18 protein-coding genes are annotated in these 20,176 nt (G+C 41.0%); 10 read left to right on the forward strand and 8 right to left on the reverse strand.

What is annotated here, in order from left to right:
* The first annotated feature begins 1 nt into the window (after position 1).
* On the forward strand, positions 2 to 1,297 hold the full coding sequence (thrC, locus tag AC4IFO_RS02640; RefSeq protein ID WP_490731622.1) for a threonine synthase: 1,296 nt from the start codon (positions 2 to 4) through the stop codon (positions 1,295 to 1,297).
* An 87-nt stretch (positions 1,298 to 1,384) separates the two neighbouring features.
* On the opposite strand, the gene AC4IFO_RS02645 is transcribed toward thrC, so the two are convergent.
* The 5 genes from AC4IFO_RS02645 to AC4IFO_RS02665 all read right to left on the reverse strand — a co-directional run bounded on the left by AC4IFO_RS02645 (position 1,385) and on the right by AC4IFO_RS02665 (position 5,162).
* The gene (locus AC4IFO_RS02645; protein ID WP_490731624.1) at positions 1,385 to 2,044 is read right to left on the reverse strand and encodes a hypothetical protein; all 660 of its coding nucleotides are present in this window, start codon (positions 2,042 to 2,044) and stop codon (positions 1,385 to 1,387) included.
* 56 nt (positions 2,045 to 2,100) lie between these two features.
* Positions 2,101 to 2,322 (reverse strand): hypothetical protein, encoded by a 222-nt coding sequence (locus AC4IFO_RS02650; RefSeq protein WP_490731626.1) that lies wholly within the window; start codon positions 2,320 to 2,322, stop codon positions 2,101 to 2,103.
* Positions 2,323 to 2,522: 200 nt separating this feature from the next.
* On the reverse strand, positions 2,523 to 2,990 hold the full coding sequence (locus tag AC4IFO_RS02655) for a hypothetical protein (protein WP_490731628.1): 468 nt from the start codon (positions 2,988 to 2,990) through the stop codon (positions 2,523 to 2,525).
* A gap of 110 nt (positions 2,991 to 3,100) precedes the next feature.
* Positions 3,101 to 4,486 (reverse strand): Cu(+)/Ag(+) sensor histidine kinase, encoded by a 1,386-nt coding sequence (locus AC4IFO_RS02660; RefSeq protein WP_490731630.1) that lies wholly within the window; start codon positions 4,484 to 4,486, stop codon positions 3,101 to 3,103.
* Complete coding sequence (locus tag AC4IFO_RS02665; protein ID WP_490731632.1) at positions 4,479 to 5,162, reverse strand: heavy metal response regulator transcription factor; 684 nt, start codon at positions 5,160 to 5,162, stop codon at positions 4,479 to 4,481. The genes AC4IFO_RS02660 and AC4IFO_RS02665 overlap by 8 nt, the downstream gene beginning before the upstream one ends.
* Before the next feature lie 153 nt (positions 5,163 to 5,315).
* Between AC4IFO_RS02665 and AC4IFO_RS02670 the strand changes: the two genes are divergently transcribed.
* The 5 genes from AC4IFO_RS02670 to AC4IFO_RS02690 are packed head-to-tail and all read left to right on the forward strand — an operon-like array spanning position 5,316 to position 11,949.
* Positions 5,316 to 6,704: an efflux transporter outer membrane subunit gene (locus AC4IFO_RS02670; RefSeq protein ID WP_490731634.1), complete on the forward strand. Its 1,389-nt coding sequence runs from the start codon at positions 5,316 to 5,318 to the stop codon at positions 6,702 to 6,704.
* 8 nt (positions 6,705 to 6,712) lie between these two features.
* Complete coding sequence (locus AC4IFO_RS02675; RefSeq protein ID WP_490731636.1) at positions 6,713 to 7,054, forward strand: copper-binding protein; 342 nt, start codon at positions 6,713 to 6,715, stop codon at positions 7,052 to 7,054.
* A 17-nt stretch (positions 7,055 to 7,071) separates the two neighbouring features.
* Positions 7,072 to 8,340, forward strand: coding sequence for an efflux RND transporter periplasmic adaptor subunit (locus AC4IFO_RS02680; RefSeq protein WP_490731638.1), 1,269 nt, complete (start codon positions 7,072 to 7,074; stop codon positions 8,338 to 8,340).
* Positions 8,341 to 8,343: 3 nt separating this feature from the next.
* A complete protein-coding gene (locus AC4IFO_RS02685) occupies positions 8,344 to 11,481 on the forward strand; it encodes an efflux RND transporter permease subunit (protein WP_490731640.1) in 3,138 nt (1,045 codons plus the stop codon).
* 45 nt (positions 11,482 to 11,526) lie between these two features.
* Positions 11,527 to 11,949 (forward strand): DUF411 domain-containing protein, encoded by a 423-nt coding sequence (locus AC4IFO_RS02690; protein WP_490731642.1) that lies wholly within the window; start codon positions 11,527 to 11,529, stop codon positions 11,947 to 11,949.
* A gap of 53 nt (positions 11,950 to 12,002) precedes the next feature.
* Here the strand turns inward: AC4IFO_RS02690 and AC4IFO_RS02695 are convergent, their stop codons facing one another.
* A complete protein-coding gene (locus AC4IFO_RS02695) occupies positions 12,003 to 12,992 on the reverse strand; it encodes an aldo/keto reductase (RefSeq protein ID WP_490731644.1) in 990 nt (329 codons plus the stop codon).
* A 191-nt stretch (positions 12,993 to 13,183) separates the two neighbouring features.
* Positions 13,184 to 13,960, reverse strand: coding sequence for a peroxide stress protein YaaA (gene yaaA / locus AC4IFO_RS02700; RefSeq protein ID WP_490731646.1), 777 nt, complete (start codon positions 13,958 to 13,960; stop codon positions 13,184 to 13,186).
* Positions 13,961 to 14,311: 351 nt separating this feature from the next.
* Between yaaA and tal the strand changes: the two genes are divergently transcribed.
* On the forward strand, positions 14,312 to 15,265 hold the full coding sequence (gene tal, locus AC4IFO_RS02705; RefSeq protein ID WP_272539038.1) for a transaldolase: 954 nt from the start codon (positions 14,312 to 14,314) through the stop codon (positions 15,263 to 15,265).
* 189 nt (positions 15,266 to 15,454) lie between these two features.
* On the forward strand, positions 15,455 to 16,036 hold the full coding sequence (gene mog / locus AC4IFO_RS02710; RefSeq protein ID WP_219245684.1) for a molybdopterin adenylyltransferase: 582 nt from the start codon (positions 15,455 to 15,457) through the stop codon (positions 16,034 to 16,036).
* A gap of 58 nt (positions 16,037 to 16,094) precedes the next feature.
* Here the strand turns inward: mog and satP are convergent, their stop codons facing one another.
* Positions 16,095 to 16,661 (reverse strand): acetate uptake transporter, encoded by a 567-nt coding sequence (gene satP / locus AC4IFO_RS02715; protein ID WP_490731649.1) that lies wholly within the window; start codon positions 16,659 to 16,661, stop codon positions 16,095 to 16,097.
* A 337-nt stretch (positions 16,662 to 16,998) separates the two neighbouring features.
* Between satP and dnaK the strand changes: the two genes are divergently transcribed.
* Together dnaK and dnaJ are read left to right on the forward strand one after the other, a co-directional pair.
* Complete coding sequence (dnaK, locus tag AC4IFO_RS02720) at positions 16,999 to 18,909, forward strand: molecular chaperone DnaK (RefSeq protein WP_490731651.1); 1,911 nt, start codon at positions 16,999 to 17,001, stop codon at positions 18,907 to 18,909.
* A 109-nt stretch (positions 18,910 to 19,018) separates the two neighbouring features.
* A complete protein-coding gene (gene dnaJ / locus AC4IFO_RS02725) occupies positions 19,019 to 20,158 on the forward strand; it encodes a molecular chaperone DnaJ (RefSeq protein ID WP_219245687.1) in 1,140 nt (379 codons plus the stop codon).
* The last annotated feature ends 18 nt before the right edge of the window (positions 20,159 to 20,176 follow it).

Consider the following 20,176-nt stretch of genomic DNA (forward strand, 5'->3'; position numbering starts at 1 on the left):
AATGAAACTGTATAATTTAAAAGATAATAACGAGCAAGTTAGCTTTGCACAAGCTGTCAAACAAGGTTTAGGTAAGCAGCAAGGCCTGTTTTTCCCACAAGATTTGCCAGAATTTAGCGCAGCAGAAATCGACGAATTATTAAAATTAGATTTCGTGACGCGTAGTAGTAAAATTCTGAGCGCGTTTATTGGTGATGAAATTCCAGAAGCTGAACTTGCCGCGCGCGTGAAAGCGGCATTTGCTTTCCCTGCGCCAGTTTCTAAAGTGGAAGATGACGTCGCAACTCTCGAATTATATCACGGCCCAACATTGGCATTTAAAGACTTCGGTGGGCGCTTTATGGCGCAAGCTCTGGGGCAAGTGGCGGGTGAGCAACCTGTTACAATTCTAACAGCAACGTCTGGTGATACTGGTGCGGCAGTGGCACATGCTTTCTATCGTTTAAATAACGTTCAAGTAGTGATCCTCTACCCAGAAGGCAAAATTAGCCCACTGCAAGAGAAACTGTTCTGTACACTCGGTGAAAATATCCACACGGTGGCTATCAAGGATGATTTTGATGCCTGTCAGGCATTAGTTAAACAATCGTTTGATGATGAGGAGTTGAAAAAAGCGTTATTCTTAAATTCAGCTAACTCGATCAATATTAGCCGTTTATTAGCGCAGATCTGCTATTACTTTGAAGCGGTTGCGCAGATCCCTGCTGAAAAACGTGATCATTTAGTGATCTCTGTTCCAAGTGGTAACTTTGGTGATTTAACGGCTGGTTTATTAGCAAAATCCATGGGCTTACCTGTTAAACGCTTTATTGCGGCAACCAACGTGAATGATACGGTTCCGCGTTATTTAGTCGAAGGTGAGTGGAAACCACATCAAACGATTGCAACGTTGTCTAACGCGATGGATGTGAGCCAGCCAAATAACTGGCCGCGCATTGAAGAACTTTTCCGTCGTAAAGGTTGGTCGATGAAAGAGCTTGGGTTTGGTGCAGTTGACGATGAAGTGACAAAAGACACCGTTCGTGAATTGGATAAAAAAGGGTATTTATCAGAGCCTCATGCGGCGGTTGCGTATCGTGTGTTGCGTGATCAACTCCAATCCGGTGAATATGGCTTGTTCCTCGGCACTGCACACCCCGCTAAATTCAAAGAAAGCGTTGAGGAGATCTTAAATAAGCAGATCCCTTTACCAAAAGAATTAGCTGAGCGCGCAGACTCGCCACTGTTATCTCATTTCTTACCTTCTGATTTTGCAAAATTACGTGAATTTCTAATGAAATTAGCACCAAAGCAATAAGTGGGTTGTGATGTCAAAACGGAAGCTTAGGCTTCCGTTTTTGTTTAACGGATGCCTAATTAATTATTATCATAATGATATTATTAGCTAAATTGAGCTCCATCCATCATCTCCATCGCGCCCACCATCAGAACCACCACGCCCACCTTTACCTCCTTTTCCACCGTTTGGCCCTGCATCACCCCCTTTTCCGCCATCACCACTTCCTGAGCCATCACCTCCATTGCCGCCATTTCCGCCATTTAATCCTCCATTGCCCCCACTACCGCCGTGACCGTTAACTGAACCATTTCCTCCATTTCCGCCATTCCCTCTGCCGTCACCGTTTCCTCCATTACCTCCATCACCTCCATAGATGCCCCCACTACCGCCATTTCCTCCATTTCCATTAGTTCCAGGGGCTGCATTTCCACCGTGGTTGCCGTGGCTCTGAGTAGTATGGCTTCCCCCATTTCCCCCATTTCCACCGTTTTGGCCGTCGCCGCCCACTCCTCCATTATTGCCATTACTGCCGTTGGCGCCATTTTGTCCACTAGTTGAGGTGTTTTCGTGATCAATCAATTGAAACGTATTTTTTTTCTCATGTATTAGCCCGCAATTAAATTGTGAAGGAGGATTAGTCATGATGGTGGTGGCTTCTTGAGATAAGCAACTAATCAATAAATTAAAGGAGTTAGTGGCATGGCTGGTAATAGAGATACTCATTAAGAGTAGAGAGCAGAATGATAAAGTTGATTGGTTATTCATAAGCGCCTCCATTTCCCCCCTTTAGGTAAGGGGGAAATATTGATTGGTATTATTAATTAGTGGCCATTACCACCATTTCCTCCATTGCCGCCATTACCACCATTGCCGCCACTTCCACCACTTCCTCCATGGCCTCCATTACCACCATTCCCACCGTGATTTTGCCAGAGTTCGGATGTGGTTAAAGGCGGTGTTTCTAATAACCAGAGAAAAGATGCTGTTGCAAAAGGTGAGATAGGAAATAATAAAGATATAATTAAAATAGATGTTTTATGCATATAAATCCCTTGTTTAAAGTGAATTAAATAAAGTGCATAAAAAAGTCTAATTTATTATTTGTAATATTCAATAGGTAGGAGGTTTAATCTTTTCATTAAATATGTTGGTGATGAAATATAAAATAATAATAGCTTTCTTCATGGGTGCAATTGATTTTAGCCATATTATTTTATTTTGGATAATATGGCTTTGATAAAATTTAATTAATAAATTTCGAATGGTTATCTATTTCATTTTGAATGTATGCAGACGAACTGTTTTTATTTAATTTGAGCATAACAATTGCTTTTTCATGTTCATTCATATCCGCAAATAAAGTGGCGGGGTTCATTTGGTTTTGTTTGAAGTTTGTTGATTTTTCAAGGTGTGACCGAATACTGCTTAACACAGTAGGGGCGGTATTATTTTGAGTGAAGCTTAAGGCGATAGCGGCTTTTTCATGGCTATCTAATTGAGAAAAGGTAGTGCCACTATTAATGTTTTTCTCAATATTAATACCTGCTTGGCTTAAATGTTGTTGGATGGCATATTGGTTAGCCGCAGAACTATTATTTTCAGTAAATGTTAATGCAGTGGCTGCATTTTTATGAATATCCATATCTGAATTCGCATTGGCAACATGGGTGGTAGCAGCAATAAGACTTAGTGCAATAATAACCTTTTTCATTATCTATCCTTATTTAATTAAATGAATTTCAATAAGGTCATAATAATGAATACATACTGTCTAAAAGCTGACAGTAAAATGACAAGATTGCCATCTTACATATTGAATATTTAATTCTTGGGTAAGAAAATGGTAAATCGTGTTGAATATTCATCAGATTTCACGTTAATGGTTCCTTTATGGGTCAATATAATGGACTTCACAATGGCGAGGCCGATACCGCTTCCTTCATTTTTTCGTTGGCGTGATTTATCAACGCGATAAAATCGGTCAAATAACTTTGGCAAGTGTTCTTCTGGGATTTTGTTTCCCGGGTTACTGACAATAATTTCGATGCCATTTTGGACATTTGCTAGGTTTATACTTACTGTGTCACCTTTAGGTGTATAGCGGATAGCATTAGAAATTAAGTTTGTTAGTGCTCTTCTTAGCATGTCTTTGTCCGCTAAAATGATGTCAGCTTCGCCAACCATTTTAAGTTTAATTTCATTATCTTCAGCTAAGAACTCAAAATAATCGAAAATAAGCACAATTTCTGACTGTACATCCACTTGTTTTTTCTCAGGAATGAGTCGATTATCATCGGCTTGAGCAAGAAATAACATATCTGAAATCATTCGTGAAAGCCGGTTATACTCTTCTAGGTTTGAATAAAGAACTTCGACAAGTTCTTCTTTTGTACGGCTCTTATTTAGCGAAATTTGAGTTTCGGTCATTAGGTTTGTAATCGGCGTTCGCATCTCGTGAGCAATATCGGCTGAAAAATTAGTTTGCCTAACAAAAACATCCTCAATTTTGACTATCATTTGGTTAAATGACTCAGTGAGTTGTTTTAATTCTTTTGGTACGGATGTGGGGTCTAATCGAACACTTAAATTTTCTGAAGTAACATTTTTAATTTCATCACTCACTTCTTTAAGGGGTTTAAGCCCTTTAATGACCAGAAAATAGACAATAAATATAGTTAATAAACATAGCAAAACAGCGCTAATGATTAGGCTATTGATTAGCGAGCTTAAATAATCGTGATGAAAATTAAGGGAAAGTGCGGTGACTAATCGGTATTGTTTGGCATCACTAGGTATGCCAACTTGAATATATTTTTCTGCGATGCGGTAATTTTCAAGGTATTGTTCGTGGTTATTTTTTTCAGCATTGTAGTTTTTTAATGCTTCAATAATATCTTTATTCGTATTGGGGGAAACTAACGTATTACCCTGATTATCTGAAAGGTAAACAGCAATATCTTGGTGCTCATTTAGAATAGTTTTTATACGCAAAAACTGTTCATTTTGCGGATCGGAATTTTCGCTTAATAAGCTGCTGATGGTTAAATTTATTTGGCTTAACGTGTATTCATCCTGTTGCTTAAAATGCAGCACAACGGAGTTGATCATGATCCAACTAAATAATAATAAAGCCAGTGAGAGCGTTGCACCGATCAAAACGACGAGCCGAGTTAAAATAGAGACTGGCGGATGAAATAATTTAATCATTTTCTGGGATCTCTAATAAATACCCCATTCCTCTAATAGTGTGGATCAATTTAGGCTCATAATTAAGATCTATTTTCGATCTCAAACGTTTAATTGCGACATCAATGACGTTAGTATCACTATCAAAATTCATATCCCACACCTTGGAGGCAATTAAAGAACGCGATAAAACCTCTCCTTGGTGCAAAACAAAAAATTCAAGTAGTGCAAATTCTTTACTGGTTAAATTAATTTTATCGTTAGCACGAGTAACGCGTCGTTTTATTAAATCAACATGAAGATCTGCGATATGGAATTGGGTTTTTTGGATACTATTATTACCACGGCGCAGTAAGGTGCGAACGCGCGCCAGTAATTCAGAAAAATCGAAAGGTTTGATTAAATAATCATCGGCTCCCAATTCTAACCCCTTTACTCGATGCTCAACATTACCCAGTGCAGTTAACATTAATATTGGGGTATTCCTTCCCATTGCTCGCAAGTTTTTAGCAATTTCCCAACCATTAATATCGGGTAACATCACATCAAGAATAATTAAATCATACTCTTCAGTTGTCGCCATATGCAGGCCTGTGATCCCATTTTCTATTGCATCAACCACAAAGCCAGATTCGGTTAACCCTTTAGATAAATATTCTCTGGTCTTATGTTCATCTTCCACAATAAGTAATTTCACAGTCACCTCAACGACAATATTTGCACTACTTCATTCTAAGCATTGAAATCCTCAAATGTAAAATGACAAATTTGTCATTTTCATGTCATGAATCTAACAGGCAGCTTTTTTTACTATAACGCCAATTTTAATCATCAGAGGCATGGCTATACCATGTATTTTCCCAAAATATTATTGATAGCAAATGCCCTAATTTTAAGTGGCTGTGTTTCATTAGCACCTGAATACCAACGCCCAAATTTAAATGTACCAAACCAATTAAACAGCGGTGTATCGACCTCAACTGAGCAACCGACATTTTTACTGCCAAGCTGGCAAGTGTTTATTCAAGACTCGCAACTGAAAGCGGTTATTCAACGTGCGCTTGAGAAAAATAGTGATCTGTATTTAGCTGCCTTGGATGTCGAAGAGGCCCGAGTTCGTTTTGGGCTAGCTAGCGCAGAAAAATACCCGCAGATTAACGCTTCAATGGGGAGCGACTATAGCCGAGGGTTACAGCAAGGTGCAGCATTTGATAAAAAATATAATGCAGGCGTAGATATTAGCTATGAATTGGACTTTTTTGGGCGAATAAAAAATTTAACTGAAGGGGATAAAGCAAAATTTATTGCCTCAGAAGAGATGCACAGAGCAACTCAAATTTTAACGATTAAAACGGTTGCAGAAGCGTATTTAGATGTCGCATATAACCAGCAACTATTATTGATTGCACAAGAGACGAAAACGAGTTACCTCAATAGCCAATCGATCGTGGCACAAAAAGTGGCAGCAGGAAAAGCGACATTGGCTGATTTAGAACAAGCGAAAGGGCAAGTTCAGTCAATTGAAATCAATATCGAAAACATTCACAGCGAAATTGCCAGAAATGAAAATTTAGTGAATTTTTTAACGAATGACTATATTCAAAAAGTCAAAATACCAGAAGGTGGTTTTGAACTAAATTACCCGTTGATCACCGCACCTTCGACCTTGTCTTCTGACGTTCTATTAAGTCGCCCAGATATTATGGCAGCAGAGCAAAATATCATTTCCGAGAATGCCAGTATTGGTGTGGCAAGGGCTGCATTTTTCCCCTCTATTTCCTTCAATACAGGTGTCGCTAACAGCAACGATTCATTGTCAGGCTTATTTGATTCCTCAAATGGTGTTTGGAATTTTATTCCCAAAATCACCCTACCTATTTTTACTGGAGGAACAAATAGTCGAAACCTTGAGCTTGCAAATATCCGTAAAAACAAAGCGATTGTGAACTATGAAAAAAGTATTCAAGTGGCTTTTCGTGAAGTGAAAGATGCGTTGGTTATTAAGTCGAGCTTGGAAAAGCAATTAAGTGTACAGGTACTGTACGTCAATACATTGCAGAGTGTCTTAACACAAAAACAAGCCAGTTACCGCTATGGTGGCTCCAGCTATTTAGATGTGCTTGAAGCACAAAGAAGCTTATTTACTGAGCAGCAAAATTTACTGAAGTTAAAAATCGAACAGCAGAAGAATGAGGTGACTTTATTCTCTGCACTTGGTGGTGGGTTTATTAAATCATGAGGACAAGTATGAAAAAGTTAAATGGCATCGTTTTTGCCCTTTCAATGGGCATGTTCACTGCGGCAGGTTACGCAAATGCGGCGGATCATAATCATTCTGTTTATCCTGAAAAAGTTGCAGAGCCTGTTATCAATACGGAAGGGAAATTAATTTCTATTGATAAAGAAAATAAGAAATTAACGATTAACCACAAAGAGATTGAAAGTATTGGGTGGCCGCCAATGACGATGCGCTTCACCTATGAAGATGAAAATATGATTAAAGGCTTACAGGACAATGACGAATTAAAATTTTCCTTTGAGCAAAAAGGCAATCTTTCAATATTAAAATCCGTCGAAAAAATAAACTAATTAGATAGAGAGATGTTATGTCATTAGTTAACCTCACTAAATTGCTGTTGGTTATTATTATATCGAGCGTTATCTCAATCTTGTTTTATCGCTATTTTTTTATTGAAGAAAATAGTCACCAACCAATGGAAAAACAAGAACGCACGGTGTTGTATTGGTATGACCCGATGTATCCAAATACCAAGTTTGATCAACCGGGTAAGTCACCATTTATGGACATGGATCTTGTGCCTAAATATGCCGATGAAAACCAAGGATCAGCAGATAGTAAAGGGATAACTATTAACCCAACTCAAACTCAAAATTTAGGGTTAAAAACGGTTGAGGTAAAATGGGGACAATTAAGCTATGACTTAACATTTCCTGCCGAAATTACGTTTAATGATCACCAATTTGCGATTGTGCAAGCCAGAGAAAGTGGTTTTGTTGAAAAAGTGTATCCATTTACAGTGGGTGAGCGGATCCAAAAAGGTGTTCCAATTGCAGATTTGACGATCCCCGCATGGGTTGAGGCGCAAAGTGAATATTTAGCGTTAAAACAAATGGGGGCAAGCCAAACCGATCTTAATAGCGTGACTGAGCGTTTACGATTAAATGGCATGCCTGAAGGGGCTCTCTCCCAATTTATTAAAACAGGGAAAGTGCAAACACGTTTTACCATCCAAGCACCGATATCGGGTGTTATTACTGCATTAAATCTGCGTTTAGGTATGAATATTTCCAAAGAAATGGCTATTGCTCAAATACAAGGAACCAATCCTTTGTGGGTGAATGCATCTGTTTCCCAATCAGTAGCGGAGTTATTAACCAAACAAGCTCAGTTTTCGGTGTCTATCCCCGCTTACCCAACTCAGCAATTTACAGTGAAAAATTGGTTGATATTACCAAGTGCAGATCAAGCAAGTCGCACCATTAATATTCGCGCTGAAATTGAAGATAACGCCAATGTATTAAAGCCGGGTATGACTGCCTATTTAAACTTGCAGGCGAAGGGGCCAGAAAGTTTATTAGTTCCTTCTCAAGCCATTGTGGATTCAGGGAAAGAACAACACGTTATTGTCGTGGGGGAACATGGTGAGTTTATCCCTAAAAAAGTGCGTGTTATCACTGAATCCCAGCAAACAACGGCTATTTCACAAGGGTTACAAGTTGGCGAAAAGATTGTGACGCAAGGTGTTTTTCTTATCGATTCAGAAGCCAATATTGCGGGCGCATTAGCCCGAATGGAAGCGCTTCCCTTGCAATCCGAGCCATCAAATCATTCATTACATAAATCTCAGGAGTAGACTATGTTGGAATGGATTATAAGACGCTCGGTGGCAAATCGCTTTTTAGTGTTAATGGGCGTGGTATTTTTAGTTATCGCAGGAATATGGAGCATCCGCAGCACGCCTGTTGATGCCTTACCTGACTTATCTGATGTGCAGGTGATAATCAAAACCACTTATCCAGGGCAAGCCCCGCAACTGGTTGAAAATCAAGTCACTTACCCAATAACAACCACAATGCTATCTGTGCCGGGGGCAAAAACAGTTCGCGGGTTTTCGGCCTTTGGTGACTCTTATGTATATGTCATTTTTGAAGATAATACCGATTTATATTGGGCGCGCTCGCGGGTTTTAGAGTATTTAAATCAAGTCCAATCAAAACTTCCAAAAGGCGCAGTTGCCTCAATTGGTCCAGATGCAACCGGTGTTGGTTGGGTTTTTGAATATGCGTTGGTGGATAAAAGTGGTAAGCATAACTTAGCTGAATTGCGTTCGCTCCAAGATTGGTTTTTGAAATATGAATTAAAAGCACTGCCAAACGTTTCTGAAGTTGCAACCGTTGGTGGCGTGGTGAAATCTTATCAAATCATTGCCGACCCGCTTAAGTTAGCGCAGTTTTCAGTGACGTTACCTGAAATAAAACAAGCCGTTGAAATGGCTAATCAAGAGGCGGGTGGTTCTTCCATCGAAATTGCTGAAGCTGAATTTATGGTTAGAGCCAATGGTTATCTGCAATCTATAGATGACTTTAATAAAATCTACCTGAAAATGGCAGAAAATAACGTCCCAATCTACCTGAAAGACGTGGCTCGCATCCAAGAAGGCCCTGAAATGCGCCGTGGTGTTGCGGAGCTTAACGGGGAAGGTGAAGTTGTCGGCGGGATCATTTTACTACGTTCAGGTGAAAACGCGCGAAATGTTATTCATGATGTAAAACAAAAGCTTGAGGATTTAAGTGCCAGTTTACCCGAAGGCATTGAAATCATCACAACCTATGATAGAAGCATTCTGATTGATAATGCGATTGATAACCTTAGTTATAAGCTGCTAGAGGAATTCATTGTTGTTGCCCTAGTTTGTGCGGTTTTCTTATGGCATTTCCGTTCTGCTTTAGTGGCGATTATCTCTTTACCTTTAGGGCTGTTTATTGCGTTTATTGTTATGCGTTACCAAGGAATAAATGCAAACATTATGTCGCTTGGCGGAATTGCGATTGCCATTGGCGCAATGGTGGATGCGGCTATTGTGATGATTGAAAATGCCCATAAAAAATTAGAAAAATGGCAGCATCAACATGAAGGGCAAGCTCTCGATAATACGCAGCGCTGGAAATTAATTACAGACTCGGCAGTTGAAGTCGGGCCTGCATTATTTATCAGCTTACTTATTATCACGCTTTCTTTTATTCCTATCTTTACGTTGGAAGGCCAAGAAGGGCGTTTATTTGGGCCTCTGGCATTTACCAAAACCTATGCGATGGCGGGCGCTGCCGCATTAGCATTAATCGTGATCCCGATATTAATGGGGTATTGGATCCGCGGTAATATCCCAAATGAAAATAAAAACCCACTAAACCGTTGGCTAATTGCAATATATAGCCCCATTTTATTAAAAGTATTGGCGTGGCCGAAAACGACATTGTTGATTGGTGTTCTGTCATTGTTTACCGTGATATGGCCATTAAAGCATTTAGGGGGTGAATTTCTTCCATCAATTAACGAAGGTGATTTACTGTATATGCCGTCGACCTTACCAGGGGTATCTCCTGCTCAAGCGGCTTTTTTATTGCAAAATACCGATAAGTTAATCAAAACCATTCCTGAAGTTGATACCGTTTTTGGCAAGGTGGGGAAAGCGGAAACCGCCACTGACTCGGCGCCGATGGAAATGATCGAAACCACCATTCGTTTAAAGCCACAGTCTGAGTGGCGTGAAGGGATGACACTGGAAAAAATTATCGATGAGTTAGATGAAACGGTGCGTTTGCCGGGAGTTGCTAATTTATGGGTTCCACCGATTCGTAATCGAATCGATATGCTTTCTACAGGGGTCAAAAGCCCGATAGGCATTAAAGTGTCAGGGAAAGACCTTGAAGAAATCGATGCATTTGCACAACAGATTGAAAAAGTGACGAAAACAGTCCCAGGGGTCGTCTCTGTGTTAGCTGAACGGTTAGTGGGCGGTCGGTACATTGATGTTAAAATCGACAGGGAAAAAGCGGCTCGTTTTGGTATGAGTATCAGTGATGTGCAGGTGTATATCTCAACGGCGACAGGTGGGGAGATGATAGGGGAAACTGTTGAAGGGATAGAGCGTTACCCTATTAGCCTAAGGTACCCACAGGATTACCGAAACAGTGTTTCTGCACTGAAATTATTACCAATTTTAACACCTAATAAGCAACAAATTGTCCTCAGTGATGTGGCCGATGTCGTAGTGCAAATGGGTCCACCGATGCTGAAAACAGAAAATGCACGGCCAACCAGTTGGATTTATATCGACGCACGAGATAGAGATATGGTCTCTGTTATTAATGATATCGATACGGCGATAAAAAATAATATTCAAATGAAGCCGGGAGTCAGTTATTCCTTCACTGGGCAATTTGAATTACTTGAAAGAGCCAACCAAAAATTAATGTTAATGGTACCCGCGACTATCATGATTATTTTTGTCTTGCTCTATTTAGCCTTTAGGCGCTTTAGCGAAGCTTTGCTAATTTTATTAAGTTTACCTTTTGCTTTAGTTGGTGCGATTTGGTTCTTGTATTGGATGAATTTTAATTTATCCGTTGCAACAGGCACTGGCTTTATTGCACTGGCGGGGGTTGCTGCCGAATTTGGCGTGGTGATGTTGATTTATTTAAGGCACGCCATTGAGGATAGAGAAAAACAGCAAGGAATAAGTAATTTATCCAATCAGGATTTAGATAGCGCGTTATATGAAGGTGCTGTATTGCGCGTTCGCCCAAAAGCCATGACCGTAGCTGTTATTTTAGCGGGGTTATTACCCATATTATTAGGAACGGGAGTGGGGTCAGAGGTGATGAGCCGAATTGCAGCCCCAATGATCGGTGGAATGATAACTGCACCGTTATTATCGTTATTTATCATTCCTGCTGCATATAAATTGATCTGCCAGATACGTCATAAAAAATAGACACTTTTGAAGTATTAGCCATTATTATTGATAAGGTAAATAGCAATGAAAAAGATAATTTTAGGTGGAATGTTTTTACTGTCATTTTCTGCATTTTCTCAAAACCAGAGCGTACAACTGTATAAAGATGCTAACTGTGGTTGCTGCCAGCTATGGGGGGAAGGTGTTAAAAAAGCAGGGTATGACGTTGTGGTCAATGAAATCAGTTATGATGAGTTGAACAAACTAAATGATGAGCTCAATGTGCCATACAACTTACGCAGCTGCCATGTCGCTAAATACAAAGGTAAAGTGATTGTTGGGCATGTGCCTGTTAGCAGCTTAGATGCGATTGATACGTTGCCTGCGGATGTAGTTGGAGTTTCAGTTCCGGGTATGCCAATCGGTAGTTTAGGTATGGAACAGCCAGATGGAAGAACACAGCCATATTCAGTGGTTCAATTTAAAGCCAATGGCGAATACCGTTAATTAAGAAAAAAATTATCAAGTTGCAGGGCATCCTGCAACTTGTGTGAATAGCATTAACTTTCTAATATCAGCTCAATGGATTTCAGTTCTTCTTGGCTGAAATCGCGGTTTTTTAAGATCCCCATCGCGTCATCAATTTGGCTAATGCGGCTTGCTCCAATCAAAACGGACGTGATTCTATCATGGCGTAATAACCACGCTAATGCCATTTGACTCAGCTTTTGATCACGTCTTGCTGCAACCTCATTCAACTGTTTAACTTTTGCTAAGACAGTCGAAGTGAGCCGTTCAGGGGGTAACGATGGGTTGCCTGCTGCCCGTGAATCGGCGGGGATACCATTCAAGTAGCGATCTGTTAAGATCCCGCCAGCAAGAGGAGAATATGCGATAGAACCTACACCTTCTTCTTCAAGTAGATCGAGTAACCCCTCTTCAGGTGTACGCTCAAACATAGAATATTTGGGCTGGTGGATAAGGCAAGGCGTTCCTAATTCAGTCAGGATGCGAATGGCTTCTTTCGCTAAATCCGCAGGGTAGTTTGAAATTCCAACGTACAGTGCTTTTCCTTGACGAACGATAAGGTCAAGAGCACTCATGGTTTCTTCTAATGGTGTATCAGGGTCTGGTCGATGGTGGTAAAAAATATCCACATAATCAAGACCCATTCGTTTTAAACTCTGATTGAGGCTGGCAACTAAATACTTTTTGCTTCCCCAATCCCCGTAAGGGCCATCCCACATGGTATATCCCGCTTTTGATGAAATGATCATTTCATCGCGATAAGGCAGAAAATCCCGTTGTAAGATCTGGCCAAATTTCGTCTCGGCAGATCCCGGTGGAGGGCCATAATTATTGGCAAGATCAAAATGCGTAATACCAAGGTCAAAAGCATGACGCAGCATGGCTTGGCAGTTATCAAACGATTTGTTATCGCCAAAATTATGCCACAACCCCAATGAAATCAGTGGTAAACGTAGTCCACTACGGCCACATAAACGGTATTCCATTTCAGTATAGCGCTTTGATGATGCAACATACGGCATACTTCACCTCCAAAATAGTGAGCAAAAACCTCTTTTATACTGTCATAAACCCCAAATGTGGGCTGAGGAATCGATGCTAATTTGATTTAGTATGGCTGTTTTATCGCGAAATTGTGATGGCGTACCAAGAATTTTGTGATGCATTGAAAGTGACGGGTATTCACTGTGAATAAATACCCGTTATTGGATGGTTAAATTTGCTCTGGGCGAGTAAAAATCAGTTCATTACCTTTAGATTGGCTTTCATCAAATTGATAGCCTTCTAAATTAAAGTCGGATAATTGATCCGTTTTTGTCAGTTTGTTTTGAATAATAAACCGGCTCATTAAGCCACGTGCTTTCTTCGCATAAAAGCTGATCACTTTGTATTTGCCGTTTTTCTCATCAAGGAATACAGGCTTAATAATTTGCCCATCTAATTTTTGGGTATTTACCGATTTAAAATATTCATCAGAAGCTAGATTGACTAATACTTGGTCTTTTTGCTGAGCAAGTGCTTGGTTCAATTGTTTTGTAATAATATCGCCCCAGAATTCATATAGGTTTTTACCGCGAGTATTTTTTAGTGAAATTCCCATCTCAAGGCGATAAGGCTGCATTAAATCCAATGGGCGCAAAATACCGTAGAGGCCGGATAAAATACGTAAATGAGACTGGGCAAACTCGAAATCTGCTGGGGAAAAGGTTTCTGCTTGCATCCCTGTATAAACATCACCTTTAAAGGCTAAAATAGCTTGGCGTGCATTTTCAGGGGTAAAGTCAGCGTGCCATTCTGCAAAACGCGCTGCGTTGAGGCCTGCCAACTTATCACTGATCTTCATTAAACTGGCAATATCTGCGGGGGTCAACTTACGGCATTCTTTGATGAGCTTTTGCGATTCTGCTAATAACTCAGGTTGCGTAAATTTCGCTGTCGCAAGCGGGCTTTCGTAGTCTAATGTTTTTGCAGGTGAAATAGTAATAAGCATGACTTGACCCTTTATAAAAGAATAATAACGCTTACTTTAGCAAAAATTCATCCTAAATAGCTAATTGATGCAATAAGCCAAATCAATATTATTCTTTGCTATTGTTAGCTAACGAGATATTTCGCTAAAAGGATTCAGCTTGATATCAAGTTGCGAAACCGATTGCCAATCAAATAGTTGCTTTTGACTAGATTTCCTTGCTTGCAGCAATATGGATGCATGATATTATCTGTAGACGGTGCGGCGATAGCCACAATTCCTTTATAATACGCAAAGTAATTCAAGTTGCAGTCTGTTAGCCAACACTGCTACAACTTGAAATATGACGGGTATAACAACGAGATTAAAGAAATGACCGACAAACTGACCTCCTTACGTAGTCTGACAACTGTTGTTGCTGATACCGGCGACATCGAAGCAATGAAGCTTTACAAACCACAAGATGCGACCACTAACCCGTCGCTTATCTTAAATGCTGCACAAATTCCTGAGTACCGTAAATTAATTGATGAAGCGGTTGAATGGGCACGTAAGCAAAGCAGCAATCGCGAGCAACAAATTATTGATGCTTGTGACAAACTGGCTGTGAATATCGGTCTGGAAATTTTGAAATTAGTTCCGGGTCGTATTTCTACTGAAGTTGATGCACGCCTTTCTTATGATGAAGAAGCCTGTATTGCTAAAGCACGTCATTTAATCAAAATGTATAACGATGCAGGTATCAGCAATGATCGCATCCTGATTAAATTAGCGTCAACTTGGCAGGGTATCCGCGCGGCGGAAAAACTGGAAAAAGAAGGTATCAACTGTAACCTGACTTTATTATTCTCTTTTGCTCAAGCACGTGCTTGTGCGGAAGCTGGTGTTTACCTGATCTCTCCATTTGTGGGCCGTATCCTTGACTGGTACAAAGCAAACACAGACAAAAAAGAGTTTGCACCACAAGAAGATCCAGGTGTGGTTTCTGTGACTGAAATCTACAACTACTACAAAGCGCATGGCTACAAAACTGTCGTTATGGGTGCAAGCTTCCGTAATGTGGGCGAAATCATTGAATTAGCAGGTTGTGACCGTTTAACAATCTCCCCAGGCTTGCTGAAAGAGCTGTCTGAATCTGAAGGCACATTAGTGCGTAAACTGACAGATGCAGGCAAAACACAAGAGCCAGGCGCTAAACTGACTGAAGCTGAATTCTACTGGCAGCACAACCAAGATCCAATGGCAGTTGATAAACTGTCTGACGGTATCCGTAAGTTCGCTGTAGACCAAGAAAAACTGGAAAAAATGATTGCAGATTTACTGTAGTTTTTTCTAGCTTCGCTAAAACCCAGCCAATTGGTTGGGTTTTTTTATGGCTATTATTCATTGAGTTACTTCTCAATTTAAATATAAAAAAACCACAACGCTGCACGGAAATATGCTTCATGGTATGATATCACACCTGTTTATAGGCAAAATTAAACAGTTTCTGATAAGTCAATTTTTGAGGTTTGTATGAATGAATTGCGCATAGGTCTGGTTTCCGTTTCTGATCGTGCTTCGAGCGGTATCTACGAAGATAAAGGCATCCCAGCACTTGAAGAGTGGTTGGCAAAAACGCTGACAACCCCTTTTCGCATTGAAACACGGTTAATTCCTGATGAGCAAATCATGATTGAACAAACTTTGTGTGAGCTAGTGGATGAATTTGCCTGTCATTTAGTACTCACAACAGGTGGTACAGGGCCTGCTCGTCGTGATGTGACACCTGATGCAACATTAGCCATTGCTGATCGAGAAATGCCAGGGTTTGGTGAGCAAATGCGCCAAATTAGCCTGAAATTTGTTCCCACGGCTATTCTATCGCGCCAAGTTGGCGTGATCCGCAATCAAGCCTTAATATTGAATTTACCGGGGCAACCAAAAGCGATTGCTGAAACATTAGAAGGGCTAAAAGATAAAGAAGGTAATGTGCTGGTATCGGGAATTTTTGCCAGCGTTCCATATTGCATTCAATTGCTTGATGGCCCGTATGTGGAAACTGATCCTGCCATAGTGAAGGCATTTAGACCTAAATCGGCGATCCGTACCGAGTAATTCTTTGAATGAAATCAGGTGAGCATTCACTCACCTGATTAAATACCATTAGCAATTATTAGCCGCGCTGGCCAATTGGTAGCACAGTTCTACCATATTGCTCATTTAACACTTCTGCGACCGCTAAATAGAACGCACTCGCGCCACAGATAATTCCTTCGAAACCTGCAAATTTGAGTAGTGCAGCGTTGCCTGTCAGATTGCCGATGGCAAGTAAGGCAAATAAGATGGTTAAGCTACCGAAAACAAATTGCAGCACAAGGTTAGCTTTAAACGTGCCAAGGAACATGAAGAAAGTAAAAACACCCCAAATCGCGAGAAAAACACCTAAAAACTCAGGGGAAGTTGCTTCGGCTAACCCCATGGTAGGTAAAAATAATAATCCCACTAATGCAATCCAAAACATTCCGTAAGAGGTAAATGCGGTTGCGCCAAATGTGTTGCCTTTCTTATATTCAATTAGCCCTGCGATAAATTGGGCAATCCCACCATAAAAAATACCCATGCTTAAAATAACGGATGAAAGCGGAAAAAATCCTGCATTATGAATATTCAGCAGGATGGTTGTCATACCAAAGCCTAGTAAACCAAGTGGGCCTGGATTTGCAAGAGAGCTAGACTGCATATAACCTCTGGTAAAGTATATAAAATTCAAATAGATAAATTGAAAGTAAATGCCGCCAAAATGATGGTGGCGGCGAATCATACGCAGTTTTAGTTGTCTAAACAATGATCACAAGACAGGTTTTTTTGCAATAAATGCAAATTTTTTTTAATTCCCCCCTTGATGAATGGATTTACGACCCCATCTTTAAAGCATCAACCGATATCTCTGTGAATTATTGCGTATTGAAAAATAATTTAGGCTCAGGGTTAAAAACGCCCTTGAAAAAGAAATATTGAGCCGCATATAGATTGATATCGAAATCATAGTGAAAAGAATTCCTTTGGAGGCGTTTTAGATGGGTAAAATTATTGGTATCGACTTGGGTACAACTAACTCATGCGTTGCAATTATGGATGGTACTACCGCTCGTGTTCTGGAGAACAGCGAGGGTGACAGAACTACTCCTTCCATCATTGCGTACACTCAAGATGGTGAAATTTTAGTTGGTCAGCCAGCAAAACGTCAGGCTGTTACTAACCCAGAAAATACTTTATTTGCAATCAAGCGTTTGATTGGTCGTCGTTTCCAAGACGAAGAAGTTCAGCGCGATGTCGCTATCATGCCATACAAAATCATCGCGGCAGATAACGGCGATGCTTGGTTAGATGTGAAAGGCCAAAAAATGGCTCCACCACAAGTTTCTGCTGAAGTTCTGAAAAAAATGAAGAAAACAGCGGAAGATTACTTGGGTGAACCCGTTACAGAAGCGGTTATTACCGTTCCTGCTTACTTCAATGATGCTCAGCGTCAAGCAACGAAAGATGCGGGCCGTATCGCTGGTTTAGAAGTAAAACGTATCATCAATGAACCAACAGCAGCGGCATTAGCTTATGGTTTAGACCGTGAAATTGGTAACCGTACAATTGCGGTTTACGACTTAGGTGGCGGTACATTCGACTTATCAATCATCGAAATCGATGAAGTTGATGGCGAAAAAACCTATGAAGTTTTAGCAACTAATGGTGATACTCACTTAGGTGGTGAAGACTTCGATACACGTTTAATCAACTACTTAGTTGACGAATTCAAGAAAGAACAAGGTGTTGACCTGCGTAACGATCCGTTAGCAATGCAACGTCTGAAAGAATCTGCGGAAAAAGCGAAAATTGAGCTGTCTTCTGCACAACAAACTGATGTGAACCTGCCATACATCACTGCTGATGCAACAGGTCCAAAACACATGAACATCAAAGTGACTCGTGCAAAATTAGAGTCACTGGTAGAAGACTTAGTTAAACGTTCAATGGAGCCAGTGAAAGTTGCTCTGCAAGACGCGGGCTTAAGCGTGAGCGAAATCAACGACGTTATCTTAGTCGGTGGTCAAACACGTATGCCAATGGTTCAAAAAGTGGTTGCAGACTTCTTTGGTAAAGAACCACGTAAAGACGTTAACCCAGACGAAGCGGTTGCAATGGGTGCAGCAGTACAAGGTGGTGTTTTAGCCGGTGATGTTAAAGACGTTCTGTTACTTGACGTAACGCCTCTGTCTTTAGGTATCGAAACTATGGGTGGCGTGATGACTTCGTTAATTTCGAAGAATACCACTATCCCAACAAAACACAGCCAAGTGTTCTCAACTGCGGAAGATAACCAAGCAGCCGTGACTATCCATGTTCTGCAAGGTGAACGTAAACGAGCGGGTGATAACAAATCACTGGGCCAATTTAACTTAGATGGTATCCAAGCAGCACCACGCGGTATGCCACAAATCGAAGTCACTTTCGACATCGATGCTGATGGTATCTTGCATGTGTCTGCGAAAGACAAAAACAGCGGCCGTGAGCAAAACATCACCATTAAGGCTTCTTCAGGTCTGAACGACGAAGAAATCGAAAAAATGGTACGTGACGCGGAAGCGAACGCAGAAGCTGACCGTAAATTTGAAGAATTAGTGCAGGTTCGTAACCAAGCTGACCAACTGGTTCACGGTACACGTAAACAAATCGAAGAAGCAGGTGACAAATTACCAGCGGACGATAAAGCAAACATCGAAAAAGCAACATCTGAGTTAGAAGCAGCAGCGAAAGGCGAAGATAAAGCGGATATCGAAGCGAAAATCCAAGCTTTAGTCACTGCATCTGCAAAACTTCTGGAAATCGCACAGCAACAAGCTCAAGCGGGCGGCGCGGCTGGCGCAGAAGCGAAGAAAGATGACGATGTTGTTGACGCTGAGTTCGAAGAAGTTAACGACAAAGACAAAAAATAATGCCCTTAGCGGGCGCAGTAGCTGTAGCGATGATGGTTAATAGTTACTGATACCGGATACGGGCGTTGAGGGAACTCTGCGCCCGTTCCGCATGTTAAGGGTAAATTAAATGGCAAAAAGAGACTTTTATCAGGTTTTAGAACTTGAAAAGAATGCTTCAGAAAAAGACATCAAAAGAGCGTATAAGCGCTTAGCAATGAAATACCATCCTGACCGTAATCAGGATAATAAAGATGAATCTGAAGAAAAATTTAAAGAAATTAAAGAAGCTTACGAAGTTCTTTCCGATGAGCAAAAACGCGCTGCTTATGATCAATATGGTCACGCCGCGTTTGAACAAGGCGGAATGGGCGGCGGTGGCGGCTTCGGCGGTGGTGCTGACTTTAGCGATATCTTTGGTGACGTCTTCGGTGACATTTTCGGAGGCGGTCGCAGACAGCAACGCCCAAGCCGTGGCTCTGATCTGCAGTACAACATGGAATTGACTCTTGAAGAGGCTGTCCGTGGAGTGACCAAAGAAATTCGTATTCCAACGCTAGAAACCTGTGATGTGTGTCATGGTAACGGTGCGAAACCGGGAACCAGCGCGGATACATGCTCTACCTGTCATGGTATGGGCCAAGTTCATATGCGCCAAGGCTTTTTCTCGGTACAACAACCTTGCCCAACCTGTCATGGTCGCGGAAAAGTGATCAAAGACCCATGCAACAAATGTCATGGTCATGGCCGTGTTGAAAGATATAAAACACTGTCAGTGAAAATTCCAGCAGGTGTTGATACGGGTGATCGTGTTCGTTTGTCTGGTGAAGGTGAAGCAGGTGAGAACGGTGCTCCAGCAGGAGATTTATTCGTTCAGGTTCATGTATTGCCTCATAACATTTTTGAGCGCGATGGTAATAACCTGCACTGCGAAGTACCAATCAACTTTGCCGATGCAGCATTGGGCGGTGAAATTGAAGTACCAACCCTTGATGGCCGTGTGAAACTGAAAATCCCAGCGGAAACACAAACTGGCAAAATTTTCCGTATGAAAGGAAAAGGCGTGAAATCAGTGCGTGGTGGTCTGCAAGGTGATTTGATGTGCCACATTGTTGTAGAAACACCGGTAAAACTGAATGAGAAACAAAAAGCGTTACTCAAAGAGTTTGGTGAGTCCTTAGGTGGCAAGAGCGGGGAAAAAAATAGCCCACGTTCGAAAAGCTTCCTAGATGGCGTGAAAAAATTCTTTGATGATTTAACGAATAAATAAGTGTTAATCATTCTCTAA

Source organism: Providencia sp. UF-224, from assembly GCF_058245955.1.